This window comes from Nitrospiraceae bacterium, from assembly GCA_035623075.1.
Lineage (GTDB): Bacteria > Nitrospirota > Nitrospiria > Nitrospirales > Nitrospiraceae > DASPUC01.
The window spans coordinates 1-13,003 of sequence record DASPUC010000053.1 but is presented as its reverse complement, the minus strand read 5'-3'; the positions used below and the strand labels follow the sequence as shown (position 1 = coordinate 13,003).

Sequence of the window (13,003 nt, the reverse complement as noted above, 5' to 3'; positions counted from 1 at the left end):
TCATCGCCGCCACGGTTGCCGTGAGAATTGAGCGCGCGGGCGGACGAAAACACTACCCGATATCCTCACTATCTTCCAGCCCGATAAGATAATGCCGGTGGGACGGCATCTTCTCTTGCGCCCTTCGTTCTGCTAGTATCGCCCGCCAACATACTGCGATGAGATGGAAACACCTCCTATGCTCCTTTCTCTTGATGGCCTCGGCCGTCGCCTGTGCGTCACCGAAAGTCGGATACGACTATGATCTCAGCACGAATTTCAGCACCTACCATACCTATGCATGGGTGCCGGGCACACAGGAGGCGACCGGCGACAAACGCCTGGACAATTCGCTTGTCGATACCCGCATTCGAACAACCATAAGCGCACACTTCAACTCAAAAGGCTATACAGCGCCCGCCGATGGTACTCCGGACTTCTATGTGGCCTATCATGTGGGAGTAAAGGATATGATGAAGGAAACCACCGCGCGGAATTACATCGGCGATCGGGCGTACGGCACGGTCACTACAGTTCGGGACGTACAGCCGTACAAAGAAGGCGCGCTCCTCATCGACATCATCGATGCCGCATCAAAAAAGGTGGTCTGGCAAGCTTCCGCATTGGCGGAAATTGATCCTGGCATGACGCCCGAGGAGCGAGACGTACGCATCAACGGCGTCGTCCAAGCCATGCTCGCTCACTTCCCACCCAAGTAACTCGCCTGGGAAAGCGAGTCTCAGGAGTTCAAGATGATATGGAAGCAATCAGTATGCGCATTCCTGCTGATGGCGGCTGCGGCAGCCTGTGCATCACCGAAGATCGGGTACGACTACGACCCTAGCGCAAATTTCAGCGGCTATCACACCTACACATGGATGCCGGGCGAACAAGAGAAGACCGGTGACAGGCGTGTGGACAACTCGCAGGTCAATATTCGCCTCCGAACCGTCATCGGAGCGCAACTGCGCTTAAAGGGCTATACGACGTCTGGTGATAAAAAGCCGGATTTCTATGTGGCCTACCATGTCGGCGTGAAAGATATGGTCGCGGATGTCACACAGCATTTTTCCGACGAGCACGCTCCGCGCCTGACAACTCGGTCGTCAAGCGGTGCGCCAACGGGCGGTGAGCCCCAACCCTATACGACCGGCACTTTACTGATCGATATTATCGACGCGGCTTCGAACAAACTGGCCTGGCGTGGCACCGCGGCCGGCGAAGTTGACCCGGGACTCACGTCCGAAGAACGGGACGAGCGGATCAGAACCATCGTTCATGAGATGTTGTCCCATTTCCCGCCCAAGTAATTCGCGTTACCGGACGACGAGGGAAATCTATTGGCCGGTCGCTGAATCCAGGCATCGGGAGACGATCTGTTTGGCATCGAGAGAGAGCTCCCCGGCACAATTTCCTGTTGAAATCCCGCCCTGCCGATAGCGCGTCTGATACGAGCTTTCCAGAGTGTGTCCACGGATCGTACCGACACCGGATGACTCGAAAGTCGGATGGGTGCCGGAGAAGCGGAATGACTGGCCGTCCTGAGAAACCTGATAGACGGTTCCCACGTTCACATCGCGCCACACGCCACTGATATTCACGCTTCGCACGGCTGGAGGAGCGGTTGCTGGACTCCGGCGCGGTGTATCTGAAGGGGAAGGCTTGGGAGCATCCGTCTTGGCAGGAGCGGGAGCCATCTGAGGCTCCGCGCGAGGAAACACCTTGTCCCAATTGGCGATCAGTGCCCCACCCAGGACACCGACCAGTCCGAGGACAGCCACAAGAATTTGTATCGTCGGGTTACCCTTGTCGGAGTTTTCGGAGCCCATGATCCAGTACTCCGAGACGACGTTGCAGGAAACCGTCGGTACGCTAAAACAAGGGACCTCAAAAATCAATATGGGAAGCGCTCATCCGAGGAGTGGGAGAAATGCGTGTATTTCGGACACCACGAGCGGACGAGGCGGTCACCGTGCGGCTGAAAGAGCTCTCCCTCAGCCTGGGCCTTGGTCCATTCCTGACGAGACTTATTTCATCGTTACCACAAACGCGGCGGCGACGTGCTTGGGATGGAGATGGCAGTATGCGCGGTGAGCCGAAACGGTCCTGTCAATATCCGCGAGCGGAACGTCAATGTTCTTTTCCTCGCCGGGTTGAATCACTTCTTTCACCTTCATCGAATCAATCGTGAACCCGTGCTCTGTGGTCAGTGTATTGATCACCTTGAACGTGAGCGGCCTGATACCCTGCGCCTTCAGATTAATCGTCCCGCCACCCCGCCACATTTTTGCGCCGTTCTCCTCGATCGCGACGAATTTGGCATCCTCCTGCAGCCCCTGGACAGGCAAAGATGAACGGACGACCGTAACAAGCGCGAGGGCGAACACGAGAAATGGTCTGAGTCTGAACAAAGCCGGTACCCCCAAAGATCCCGAAGCAAGCGGAATGCTAATGTGCGAAGGGTCACAGCGTCAAGCCGCATGAAGGCATGACGGAATGGTTGTACTTCAGAAGACCAACAGCTGCGTGTGGCGAGACGATCCCATGAAGAATCTCAACCCCTTTTTCTATTCCCTATTAAAATTGCCGCGGTAAAATATTAATTGATACACCAATGAGCTGTGGCATATTCAAATTACTTGGCATTCTATTGCTTAGTTACGTGATTTACGGCGTCAAGGCTAGGCAAATTTACGGCCGATATCGTTACTGGGGACGCATGTTTGGACGTGATGAGGAGCCGTGGCTGTATTGGTCAACGATTGTCTCCTATATATTGCTTGCAACCGCACTTATGTTTTGTTTCGGAAAATTATGAATAGAACGCCTCAGGCGCCAAGATCATTATGGACCAAGATTCTTGGCAGGGCCTTGGAACTGAATCACTTCTTTGGGTCAGAGGTCGTTTCACAATTTTAGCTAGACGTCTGCTTGTGGTTTTGCTTCAGTTGGTCTTATGTTCCTTCAATCAACCCACCGATACCGGACTGTCGCCAGTCTGAAATGGGTCATTCCATTCCTGCTTCTCTTACTGATCCATCAGCCTGCGGCTGGAGAGGTGCGGATTCAGGTGATCGAGACCGATCCACCGACGCCTTCGACATTAGGACACTGGGAGGAGTTTCATCTGCACATCGGCTACGAGACGGATCGGGCGATTCGAATCTATGTCGACGCCTTCTTTGGACACCAGCGCGTACCTTCGATCAACAGTGGATCGCCGCTTTACGAACCGGGCAACGGAGAGACGAATGTGTGGGTGGCCTACACCGAACCCGCACGAGTCGATAAAATCGTCGTCAGGGCTGAAGACAAAGGCACGCGGGTAGCACAGGCAGAGCTTCCCGTCGAATTGACATGGACTGGCATCAAGCAGCCGAACTCGCGTCTTCCGGCTTCGTGGGTCGCACACTTTCGGGTTGAGAACGAGGGGCGCCATAAAGCCGAATATAACGCTTACATGAACCGTCCGACTTCCTGGTGGGAACACTTGGTCTTTCTGCTGCCATGGGCCGTGCCCGGTTATGTCATTGTCCAGATTACCCTGCTTCGGCGGTATCGCGACGGCTGGCGCCTTGCGGCGGCTGTGCCTGTTGTGCCGATGGTCGGCGTGCTGATCTATACAGCATATGCCCTGTTCGCCGGCAGCAATCTGTTTCCACTCGTTCTGATATTCACCAGCCCGTTTGCTCTGCTGTATTTACTCGGTGTGGTAACAGTTCGTCGCCTCGTGCTGCAGAATTCCTGAAAATGCGCCGTTCACGATTCATGACACGGCACCGGTCTAGCCAGTGCCCAATACTTTGGCGGCCTTTTTGACCTCCTTCGTCTTGACCCACAGGATGGCGCCAAAGCGTCCCTGACCGGACGTCACAGCGGTCACGGCGGTCAGGTTGATTTTGGCTGAAGCAAGTTGGCCGGTCAGATCCACCAGCGCTCCGGGCCGATCATCACCCTCCACCAAGAAACACACTTTCGGGCCCTGCATCTTCCACTTCAATGATTTCGCAATACCCGTGAAGGCAGGAGAATCTTCTGGCACCACATCCACTTGGGTGCGACGATTCCTGGGAAACGCATGTACCGCCAGCAGGTTCACGCCGGCGTCGTGGAGTGGGCCCAACATGTGAGCTAATGTCCCTGACTTATCCGCAATGGTCACCTTGAAATAGTGGGCAGTTCGAATCACATCGGCCATCAGACCCTCCTCTACCCGCCCGCACAGCGCGGGTATTCTCCGGTAGAACATATTTCGCGCTGAAGCAAAGTAAGTGTGAAGTCATCATCACGGCGACGTACCTTGCAGCCTCGTAATGATGTGGTGGAATGAATCACTTATAGCCTAGGCGGCCTTCACGAGGAATGCAACCAGGCTAAGATCGAATCAAGGCTGTCCAGAGACGAGGTGGAACGGTTTCTGGCACTGTTTCCAGTTCTCGATTCAATGAGGAGAAGCCCCGGTTCCTCAATCCAACTCTTTACTCCCGGTAAAACCAGGCTCCCGCTTCAGTAGCCGCGACGATCTCTACGAGCCCAACGGCAACGGCGATTGCAATCAAATGGCCTGGCACAAGTCCCCGCGGCCCCCAATTCACGGAAGGAAGAAGATTGCCGAGCACCCACACACCAGCTCCCGCGTAGAAGGCAGTCTTCGGGCCGGCACCGAAACGAGGTCGAATCGCTGCGTACAGACACACCGCTGAAAGTCCATAGGCGAGTCCCAGCAAGACATGCAGCGCCATTTTTCCACCAGTTTCTTGGAGCGGGTGCCCTAAGGCCTGCATCGCTTGTCGCCATTCCGGTCCCAGGATCACTCCTTCCAGAATCCCCTCAACCACGTCGATGATAACTCCAGCGACGAGACCTCCAAGCAGCACTTTCCCCCAGTTGATCTTCCCCACGGCAAACCTCCTGGTTAGGATGCGGTGCGAGAGATTCGTGAAAGGCTAAGCTGGTAGCGGAAAAGTGTCAAGCAGACGGAGAGAACAACCGAAAAGTGCACTGCGGTAAAAACGAAATGGCCCCCGCGCCCGGTCGAAACGAAATGTTTTCCGACACTCTTTTCTCGCCGCGTTCTTACGGTTGAAACGGTTCATGGCGCCGTTTCAATTTCACCGCCTGGACATTTTCACGTGGACTTCTCCCCCGTGTGACAAGCGGCATTGGTGACGACTACACACATTTTTACGGCAGTTCGAATCCTCATGGCGTGAGAATTGCCTAGTCACAGTCTCTGTGGATAACTCTGTGAACAAACTCCCGTTCAGGCCTTTAATGACCAGAAGCGGCGGCTCAGCGAGCGAATTGCCTAATTATTAAGCATTGGGTTTGGCGAGCGATTGCCCCTATATCTTGGGGTCGCTGGATTGCTCTATAGAATTACGGCACATTTGACTATTGACTTTTCAGATTTCAGCCACCTGCAAGCCCCCTGGTGCTGCACGAGCTAGCAATATTCCGAGGTATCCAAATAGCTATCCACAGCTACGGGTTCTTGCTGAGGATAACCGGCCCTTGGAACACGCAAAGACCACGCCCGGTGCGGCGTCTCTTACATGATGAAGATAGTCTGCTTCCGCAACGACACATATCATCAGGATCTTTGCTTGAGCAGATCTTCGACGTTGCCCGGAATGACTCGCGTGGAAAAACGTCAAAACGGTCGCCTTTCAGTGAGGATTGAGCTAGCCTCACACTGTGTAGAGGGAGGGCACAATGCGAAAGACACCGCACTTCACTGTCATGGGGATGTTGGCCGTTGCGTGCCTGCTGGGTCAGGGGTGTGCAAGCCTTTTTGGGTCTGGAACCGGAGATGAGCTGCTGGCTGATGATGAGGAACTGATCGACGAACCGGCGATCAAGGATATTCCTCCTGTAGACCTCGGCGTCTATACCGCACGTTCAAAGACCCGTCGCGCGGATTTGACCGCTCGCAATGAAACCGGACTGCCCAAAGGGTCGTTGACGGATGTGCTCTTTGATTTTGATCAAGCTACTCTCCGAAAAGATGCGCTGCCAGTCCTGGAGGCGAATGCCAAGCGGCTTCAGGAGGAAGGTGTCACGCGGTTGCTTCTGGAAGGCCGCGGAGACGAAGTGGGAACGGCCGCGTACAATCTGGTGTTGGGAGAACGTCGGGCCAAGAACGTAAAGGCATATCTTCAGGATTTAGGCATTCCGCTTACGCTCAAGACGACGAGCTATGGGAAGGACCGTCCCCTCTGTTTCCAACAGAATGGCGAATGCCATCAGAAGAACAGAAGCGTGCACTTCGACGTCAAAGAGTAGGCAGTCTGCCGACTTCTCCAGTACATCAAGCCCTGTATCGATCTGTCCTTGCTTGCGTCCACGCGGATGGCGAGCGCGGGGGATAAGCCACGCTACCCACCCGAGCTACCCCTAATTCGAGATGACCCTGGGTGCCTGGAGACGGCTGATGCTGTCCGGCCAGAGCGTGGCTGGATCCTTGTCGAAGATGTTGAACGAATCCGGCGGCAGGACTGCCCATGAACCCTCGAGCATCTCATAAGCCAGCTGTCCCGGAGCCCAGCCGGCGTATCCGGCAAACGCCCGGAACGCTTCGGTCGGTTTTGCTTGCGTAATGATGCGCTCCAGAACGTCGGGTGTGCCGCCCACATAGACCCCGTCGAACACCGATCGCACGTCTGCCGAAGGTTCCTTGAGTCGGGACAGCAGAAGAAGACGGGTTGGTTCGACTGGCCCACCAGCAAATAGTCGGTAGCTGGTCCCCTTTAGTACGGTAAGGTCCGGCAAGGCATCGGATAAGAGGACGTTCGTAGACCGATTCAGAATAAGTCCGAGTGTTCCTTCAGGACCGTGCTCCAAGATGAGCAGGACGGATTGGCGGAAGTTCGGATCAGCCAGTGAAGGGCTGGCCACGAGGAGCACACCCTTGGCGACGGAGGACGGCGCAAATTCCCCGTCCGCCAACGTCGGTCCCGCGTGCAGGACGGCCAGGAGTCCCCCAAGCAGGGCACTCGCGATGACCTTTGTTACAGCGACAGGTCGAGGCTTGTTCAAGAGTTCAGACTGACGCAGTAGACAGGTCCTTCCCGACTCACGCACTTTCGCTGCGTCTCCCTTTTCACTCCATTGCAGTAGCCCTTCGCCATTTGCGCGAAGCAGGGATTTCGCCGCCAGATGATTACACGATCATTTCACAGGGCTGGACGAAGGCTTTGAATCGGACCTCGTGGCCGTCGTTTTCTTGAACCAGCCTGGTATGCAGTTCTCGCACGGCGTCCACGAGTTTGGCCATGTGGGCATCATCTAATGCTATCAGGTATAACGTGTTTCGATCAGTCCAGGCTTTCCCCGTCACCGTTCCGGTGATGCCGCTGCCTAACACGCCAGAAATGACGGTATATCCCGTGATGTTTAATTCACTCAACATCGCCCGGGTCTCATCCTCAATTCCCTCCCTGCAGATCAGCGTGAGCATTTTCATGGTGGTTCTCCTCGATTTGAACGCTTGCCTGACTGGAACGACGCTCCCTCCTGCTTAAAGGAACGAGAGGAAGCTATTCTACTTTTTCAATCCTGCTTCGGTCCAGACTGACGTGCCCGCGGCAGATGGAAGAAGGGGCCAGGCTCTGCTATCTTCTCGATCGCGAGGTGACGGCCACCAGCCAGGAGCCGCTCTCAATGATTCGTATCAGACCAGCGACGGAAGCTGATTTCGCACCCCTGCTACAGGTACAGCAGGCTGCCTTTGGCGAATACTCCACCGTCTACGAGGTAAGCGCCTGGACCACGGAGACACTCGACAGTCTGAGGAACGATGCCAAGGACAAACGTATCCTCGTCGCTGAGGTAGAGGGAGTGATTGTTGGGTCAGTGCGCTTTTGGACGGTCGCTGGTGTATGCGTGATCCGGTTGCTCTCGGTGAGTCCAGCCCACCAGAAGCATGGCGTGGGAAAGGGGTTGGTGAGGGAAATTGAACGGGTCACCACCGATGCCCATAAGTTCTATGCCTGCACCATGCTGCGGACGGCCAGGAACATTCAGTTTTTCTTGAGTCTGGGCTACAAGGCGGAAACCATGCTGCCCAACCACTACCACCATCTGGACCTCATCTGCTTCACCAAATATCGCGAGGCGACGAAGTCAGCGATACCATCTCCGATCTAATCAACTTTGACTTATCGGAACCCTACTCCGCTGCCTGTTCGAGCAGTGCGCCCACGGAATCGAGTTTGGATAGGAGTTCCGCCGGCACGCCGTGTCGCTGCCGCAGTAGTTCGGGCGAGTTATAGGTGAGCCACACGTTGCCGTCCTTGTCCTCCCACGCCAGGGCTTTCATGGGGAGGTCAATCGCAGCCGTTGGCTTGGCCACCATGAGAGGTGTGCCTCCCTTCGGGTTGCCGAAAATGAGTAGCTCGGTGGGCTTCATCTCTAATCCCACTTTCTTTGCTTCCCCGCCATGGTCAATCCGGGCAAAGATACGCATCCCCTTCGCCGTGACCGCCTTCTCGATCCGGTCGATTGTCTCGGGAACTGAATAATGGCTCGGTTTCGTCACCAGCATTTCGCCCGCTTGAGCTGACACTGCGGGAAGGGACGCGATTGTCATGCTCATACACAGGACGCCTTTCAGCAGTTCTTGTAGGAATTTCATTGGCCACTCCCTTTCCTGCAACGCTGGTAAGCCGCTCGAAGGAGATAGATGCGTCACATCACAGAGGATTTGTCAGGCAGGAGGTTTCTGTGTTGTTCCACTCTCGCACGGGATCTTAATCGACGCGTCCGAGAGCAGATGCTTGTCGTCGAGCAGCTTCATCATCAGCTTCGCGGCTTGAAAAAGATCATTCTGTTCCTCCTCGCCAATCCAAAACTTCGTCCTGATCCGCGTCACGCGCTCGGCCAATTCTGTATCGTCTGGTTCCCCCGCATACATCAGATGCCGGAGTGAAACATGGCGCACTTCGCAGCCGCATTGATGGGGATCGTTCACGGGTAGCCGGCCCCGCATCTCCTGGTCCTGTTTTTCGACTGGAATCCCCATTCGCGCGAGCAGGGTTCGGCGCGATTCCATCAACATGGCGTCCATCGCGTCCAGCGCGTTCGTGTCGACTAAATAGTCAATAGTTTTACGACTGGACTCTTCCGTGTTGAGATCAGGATGCTCGCTCGCCGGCGTCGCATCAATGACGAACATCACACATCCATCGGGAAACAGACGATCGAGCGAGGTGCCCAAAATGTTCCGATTCATGTATTCGAGGATGGCCTGGACGCCGAGATTATCGATCGGACCGCCGTCATACAGATGCACATACTGGGGCGGGTGCTGGTCATACCACTCCAGGGTGACATCCTGGAACGCACCGGGAAACGCGGATGACGCATTCACCGCATTGGCGACGTGATAGGTGGCGAGCACCGAATGGAGCGCTGCGAAGCGTTCGTCCGTGAAGGTGAAGCGCGTGTGATCATTATGGACGGTCGCATTGAGCAGGATCTTGGGATGAGACCGAAGGTCTCTAAAGGCGGCTTTGTGGTAGAGCTGATTGTTGAAGACCTGGACCATAATATCCGACCGGGTGAAGTCGGACAGCCAATAGCGAAAGATGTTCTGCGGCAGGAACCACCGGCGAATCCAACTGGTCTGAAAATCGTAGCCCAACGCCTCGCGCACCGCCGGCTCCGTAAAGGCCCCGGCCTTGTCCCCGAGTCCATAATACACAGCCGGAAGTGTGCCACCGGAGACACCCGAGATGACATCGACTTGATCCAGCAGCCCCCGTTGCTGGAGTTCCAGCATGACGGCGGCGCCGAAGTTGGCCGCTCGACTCCCGCCGCCTGAGATAGCGAGGGCGATGAACCGACCATCCTTTGTCTCGAGATCGGTCAGCTTCCATGAGCCGGCCGTTTCGGGCACCGGCGTGTTAGGAGGCCACGGTTGATTCCATCCCGGTCGCCAGTGCCCTGGTAGAATCTGACAGCTTCCGATCGCCACGAGCAAACAGAGAAGCCCTATGCTGGCGCGCAGTTTCTCGCCGTGAAACATTGGGCGGTGAATTATTTTCTTCGACTGGTGCGGGAGGTGTGACGACATTGACGCCTCTCAGCAGAGCCAATTGTAGGAGGCGGGAAGAACACACGCAAGAGAGATTACGTGTGTCGTTTAGGGAATACGTGTATTTCGACGTGGCAACGATCGGAGCAGTAGCACTGGTGTGCTCGACCCGTTAATTTGCTCCGGTCGGAACTGCCGACGGCATGGAGAGCGGGGGCACGGTGCGTTTGCCGAGCGTCAGGTCGGTGGAGAATTGCATGATGCTCCGGGGAATGAATCCCTGTTGCGCCTCCGCTAACCGATCGCCCATCGTCGTGATCATGCGGTGTGTTGAGAATAGCTCGGAACGCTTGCGGAAGAACTTGCCGTTCAGTTCAAAGACGACATTGGGCTCGGATAAAATAATCGTATCGACAAGATGATAGTAGCCACCCATTCCCAAATACTGGACCCATTGACAGTTAAAGTAATGATATCTGAGTTTTTCAGGACGGACAAAGAGGCCGGTTGTTTTCGGTTATAGTTAGAGAATGGTATCCTGGTCACACTCGCGCGCTCCCCGAAGACGGCGCAAGCATCATATCAATCTCAAGTTTGTCCTGCGTTTCATTCGGCTGTGGGCGCGTGCGGTCAGAAACACGATGGCCAGACACCCGCCGGCGGTCCGACTTATAGCTGGCGGAGTCATCCTGCTGTTCGTCTGGCTTACGGTGAACTGGCTGTTCCAGACGGTCAACAAGCCGACCGAAGTCTTCTTCCCATTCGACGACACGCTCGACAAGAGCCCGCGTGAGATCTGGCGACAGTATGGACCGCTCTTTCGCGAGCACTCGACGTCGGTCATTACGCCTGAATTGCTCGCCGCATTGGCTCAGGTTGAGGGCGGTGGTAATCCTGTGGCGAGGACGTACTGGCGGTGGCGTCTGACGTGGAATCCCTTGGAGCTGTACCAACCGGCATCGAGTGCGGTCGGTATGTACCAGATCACCGCTGGAACCTTTCAAGAGGGGAAGCGCTACTGCATTCACAATCACGTGGTCGTCGAGGATGGACCCTGGCACGACCTGCACTCGTGTTGGTTCAACAGCCTCTACACGCGCATCCTGCCAAGCCACGCGATCGAATTGACTGCCGCCTTGCTCGATCGACAGGTGACATCCGCACTGACGCACCGGCGGCTTGCACCTGCGACGTTGAAGCGGAAGCAGGATCTCGCCGCGCTGATCCATCTCTGTGGTGCCTCAGCCGGCAATGCCTATGCCAGCCGTGGGTTCCGGCTCACATTCCATCAGCGCTGCGGCGATCACGACGTCGGCACCTACCTCGCACGGGTTAACGGGATGAAGCACCAGTTCGCTCGCCTGGCATCTGCGAGTTAGCGGCTCCCGTTCGAACAGCTTCGTTGATCGTGAGGGGTCCTTGTGCCGACAAATCGGTTTCTTTCTTGGCTTTCGTAAAATGCGCCGCGAGTTCCGCGCGGGTCGTGACTCGTGCCCGTTTGGCGAGCCGTCTCAGGTCGCCAATCTCTGGCCAGAGGCCTCCGCTCGCGACTATGACTTCCTGTCCGTCCCGTTTGGATGCCAAGACTGATTTCAGATCGGCACGGCGCTGGAAATCCGTCGCGATAACAGCAAACAAACTCTCGAATTCTTTCGCGTCCTGTTCCGTGTCCCAGCTGGTCAGCCAGGCGACTTCTCGCGAATTATCGCAGTCAGCTGCAATCCAACGGTCTCCATCCCACCCCTCCCATACATTTTGGTCGGTGGTCGAATGAAGGCTACGAAGCCACAGAGAGAGCATGAGCTCACCCATCGTATCTTGAAAAAGAATCCGACATCCCTTCGTCTCAAGCAACGAACCAAAATCGGATAGATCGATCGCCAGAAATGGGCGCCTCCCGCCATCCTTGACGTGAATAATCTGCTCGGTCGACGCCGGCGGAGGTACCAATCCTTTTTTGCCTTCGTGGTACGCGAACCGATAGCCGTAGGTGTAGGGAAATGCAATCCGCTCACGAAGGAGGGGTGGTGCATCACTCAGTGCCCCCAGGTCATTCGCCCGAGCTGCATCAAGGACCTCTTCCGGATCCCGTGCCCTGGCGAGGAACCCCAATGACTGCGCCGACCAGAGGCCGGCATCCCCCTCGATGGCCGCTTGAAGTGCGATAGCGGCGTCCGCCTGCTGCTGCCATACTGTCTCAGATAGCTCAAAAATCTCGGGATAGTGAATGTGCTGGAGTGCATGGATAGCCTCATGAGCCAGCGTAGTGTCATCAGCGAGTGTGCCGAGTGATTTGAGCTGGATGTTACCTTTAGCGGAACGCGTGTGCTCACTGAGAATATAAAGAGTTTGCGTCCGCGGGACATAGAGTCCTCCAGCTGTCCGCGACAAGATGGCCACGTGCCCTTCGGCCTTCTGGCTCCCTTGAGGAAACCCCATCGCATTCTGCCCATCTTGCCTCGCTGCTGAGACATCGGATCGTATCGTGGCGTTCGCGCTTTCGTGGAGAATCTCCTGTAGCTCGGTTCGATCGACCAATTTGACCGACAGCGGGTGGTCTACAGATAATCCCGAGGCATAACTGGCCCTGCTCACGATATCGTGGATTTTGTGTTGGTTAAGTTTAGAGTCTTCAATGAGCTGTGGCTGCGCGCACGAGGACCCGTACACCAGCAGTAAGATAACGAACACCCGTTGAGCTAGACGGTCCAATGTCCCAACAGGTACCTGATGATTAGCTCCTTCGCCAATGTCTGTGACGATGCGCATGGCCCACTACTCCTGACTGCACTGCCTTCCGAGAGGCATTGAGACAAGGCTCTCTGAACCGTTCTCGTGGCCAGGTTCTAGTGACCTAGCCCCCTTAATCCGGTCCACCCTGTATGTTAGGGTCGGGCCAAAAGGAGGGCCATATGCCACGTTTCCGTCACACCGTCGAACAGATCCTCGCCAAATTGCGTGAAGCCGAAGTCGCCCTGAGCAAGGGCC

The 13,003-nt window shown here is 55.8% G+C and carries 16 protein-coding genes; 6 read left to right on the top strand and 10 right to left on the bottom strand.

Translation table 11 applies throughout. The annotated features are described in order from the left end of the window. The first annotated feature begins 194 nt into the window (after positions 1–194). A complete protein-coding gene (locus tag VEI50_16075) occupies positions 195–698 on the top strand; it encodes a DUF4136 domain-containing protein (GenBank protein HXX76650.1) in 504 nt (167 codons plus the stop codon). 33 nt (positions 699–731) lie between these two features. Continuing rightward, complete coding sequence (locus VEI50_16070; GenBank protein ID HXX76649.1) at positions 732–1,289, top strand: DUF4136 domain-containing protein; 558 nt, start codon at positions 732–734, stop codon at positions 1,287–1,289. Positions 1,290–1,316: 27 nt separating this feature from the next. On the opposite strand, the gene VEI50_16065 is transcribed toward VEI50_16070, so the two are convergent. Both VEI50_16065 and VEI50_16060 read right to left on the bottom strand, forming a co-directional pair. Beyond that, the gene (locus VEI50_16065) at positions 1,317–1,808 is read right to left on the bottom strand and encodes a hypothetical protein (GenBank protein ID HXX76648.1); all 492 of its coding nucleotides are present in this window, start codon (positions 1,806–1,808) and stop codon (positions 1,317–1,319) included. A 198-nt stretch (positions 1,809–2,006) separates the two neighbouring features. Then, positions 2,007–2,390, bottom strand: a complete 384-nt coding sequence (locus tag VEI50_16060; GenBank protein ID HXX76647.1) for a hypothetical protein — start codon at positions 2,388–2,390, stop codon at positions 2,007–2,009. 545 nt (positions 2,391–2,935) lie between these two features. Between VEI50_16060 and VEI50_16055 the strand changes: the two genes are divergently transcribed. After that, positions 2,936–3,727: a hypothetical protein gene (locus VEI50_16055; protein ID HXX76646.1), complete on the top strand. Its 792-nt coding sequence runs from the start codon at positions 2,936–2,938 to the stop codon at positions 3,725–3,727. Positions 3,728–3,763: 36 nt separating this feature from the next. On the opposite strand, the gene VEI50_16050 is transcribed toward VEI50_16055, so the two are convergent. Further along, positions 3,764–4,177 (bottom strand): hypothetical protein, encoded by a 414-nt coding sequence (locus VEI50_16050; GenBank protein HXX76645.1) that lies wholly within the window; start codon positions 4,175–4,177, stop codon positions 3,764–3,766. A 280-nt stretch (positions 4,178–4,457) separates the two neighbouring features. Further along, positions 4,458–4,880: a hypothetical protein gene (locus VEI50_16045; protein HXX76644.1), complete on the bottom strand. Its 423-nt coding sequence runs from the start codon at positions 4,878–4,880 to the stop codon at positions 4,458–4,460. An 814-nt stretch (positions 4,881–5,694) separates the two neighbouring features. On the opposite strand from VEI50_16045, the gene VEI50_16040 reads away from it, so the two are divergent. Then, entirely contained in the window at positions 5,695–6,264 is a 570-nt protein-coding gene (locus tag VEI50_16040) for an OmpA family protein (GenBank protein HXX76643.1), read from the top strand. 111 nt (positions 6,265–6,375) lie between these two features. Here VEI50_16040 and VEI50_16035 read toward each other — a convergent pair whose 3' ends face one another. Together VEI50_16035 and VEI50_16030 are read right to left on the bottom strand one after the other, a co-directional pair. Next, positions 6,376–7,017: a YqgE/AlgH family protein gene (locus tag VEI50_16035; protein ID HXX76642.1), complete on the bottom strand. Its 642-nt coding sequence runs from the start codon at positions 7,015–7,017 to the stop codon at positions 6,376–6,378. Between the two features lie 124 nt (positions 7,018–7,141). After that, a complete protein-coding gene (locus VEI50_16030; protein ID HXX76641.1) occupies positions 7,142–7,444 on the bottom strand; it encodes a hypothetical protein in 303 nt (100 codons plus the stop codon). Positions 7,445–7,641: 197 nt separating this feature from the next. Between VEI50_16030 and VEI50_16025 the strand changes: the two genes are divergently transcribed. Next, on the top strand, positions 7,642–8,127 hold the full coding sequence (locus VEI50_16025) for a GNAT family N-acetyltransferase (GenBank protein HXX76640.1): 486 nt from the start codon (positions 7,642–7,644) through the stop codon (positions 8,125–8,127). A gap of 22 nt (positions 8,128–8,149) precedes the next feature. Here VEI50_16025 and VEI50_16020 read toward each other — a convergent pair whose 3' ends face one another. The 3 genes from VEI50_16020 to VEI50_16010 form a co-directional block, all read right to left on the bottom strand. Next, the gene (locus VEI50_16020; GenBank protein HXX76639.1) at positions 8,150–8,614 is read right to left on the bottom strand and encodes a DUF302 domain-containing protein; all 465 of its coding nucleotides are present in this window, start codon (positions 8,612–8,614) and stop codon (positions 8,150–8,152) included. A gap of 72 nt (positions 8,615–8,686) precedes the next feature. Then, on the bottom strand, positions 8,687–10,054 hold the full coding sequence (locus VEI50_16015; GenBank protein ID HXX76638.1) for a patatin-like phospholipase family protein: 1,368 nt from the start codon (positions 10,052–10,054) through the stop codon (positions 8,687–8,689). A 133-nt stretch (positions 10,055–10,187) separates the two neighbouring features. Further along, positions 10,188–10,451, bottom strand: a complete 264-nt coding sequence (locus tag VEI50_16010) for a hypothetical protein (protein HXX76637.1) — start codon at positions 10,449–10,451, stop codon at positions 10,188–10,190. Between the two features lie 94 nt (positions 10,452–10,545). Between VEI50_16010 and VEI50_16005 the strand changes: the two genes are divergently transcribed. Further along, positions 10,546–11,394: a lytic transglycosylase domain-containing protein gene (locus VEI50_16005; GenBank protein ID HXX76636.1), complete on the top strand. Its 849-nt coding sequence runs from the start codon at positions 10,546–10,548 to the stop codon at positions 11,392–11,394. On the opposite strand, the gene VEI50_16000 is transcribed toward VEI50_16005, so the two are convergent. Then, the gene (locus VEI50_16000; GenBank protein ID HXX76635.1) at positions 11,348–12,784 is read right to left on the bottom strand and encodes a hypothetical protein; all 1,437 of its coding nucleotides are present in this window, start codon (positions 12,782–12,784) and stop codon (positions 11,348–11,350) included. The two genes, VEI50_16005 and VEI50_16000, sit on opposite strands and share 47 nt — an antisense overlap. Between the last annotated feature and the right edge of the window lie 219 nt (positions 12,785–13,003).

Excerpts from the sequence above, each read along its gene's own strand:
- VEI50_16005 (HXX76636.1), top strand. The coding sequence starts at position 10,546 with ATGGTATCCTGGTCACACTCGCGCGCTCCCCGAAGACGGCGCAAGCAT.
- VEI50_16075 (HXX76650.1), top strand. The coding sequence starts at position 195 with ATGGCCTCGGCCGTCGCCTGTGCGTCACCGAAAGTCGGATACGACTAT.
- VEI50_16055 (HXX76646.1), top strand. The coding sequence starts at position 2,936 with ATGTTCCTTCAATCAACCCACCGATACCGGACTGTCGCCAGTCTGAAA.
- VEI50_16070 (HXX76649.1), top strand. The coding sequence starts at position 732 with ATGATATGGAAGCAATCAGTATGCGCATTCCTGCTGATGGCGGCTGCG.
- VEI50_16025 (HXX76640.1), top strand. The coding sequence starts at position 7,642 with ATGATTCGTATCAGACCAGCGACGGAAGCTGATTTCGCACCCCTGCTA.
- VEI50_16020 (HXX76639.1), bottom strand. The coding sequence starts at position 8,614 with ATGAAATTCCTACAAGAACTGCTGAAAGGCGTCCTGTGTATGAGCATG.
- VEI50_16010 (HXX76637.1), bottom strand. The coding sequence starts at position 10,451 with ATGGGTGGCTACTATCATCTTGTCGATACGATTATTTTATCCGAGCCC.
- VEI50_16000 (HXX76635.1), bottom strand. The coding sequence starts at position 12,784 with ATGCGCATCGTCACAGACATTGGCGAAGGAGCTAATCATCAGGTACCT.
- VEI50_16040 (HXX76643.1), top strand. The coding sequence starts at position 5,695 with ATGCGAAAGACACCGCACTTCACTGTCATGGGGATGTTGGCCGTTGCG.
- VEI50_16050 (HXX76645.1), bottom strand. The coding sequence starts at position 4,177 with ATGGCCGATGTGATTCGAACTGCCCACTATTTCAAGGTGACCATTGCG.
- VEI50_16015 (HXX76638.1), bottom strand. The coding sequence starts at position 10,054 with ATGTCGTCACACCTCCCGCACCAGTCGAAGAAAATAATTCACCGCCCA.
- VEI50_16065 (HXX76648.1), bottom strand. The coding sequence starts at position 1,808 with ATGGGCTCCGAAAACTCCGACAAGGGTAACCCGACGATACAAATTCTT.
- VEI50_16030 (HXX76641.1), bottom strand. The coding sequence starts at position 7,444 with ATGAAAATGCTCACGCTGATCTGCAGGGAGGGAATTGAGGATGAGACC.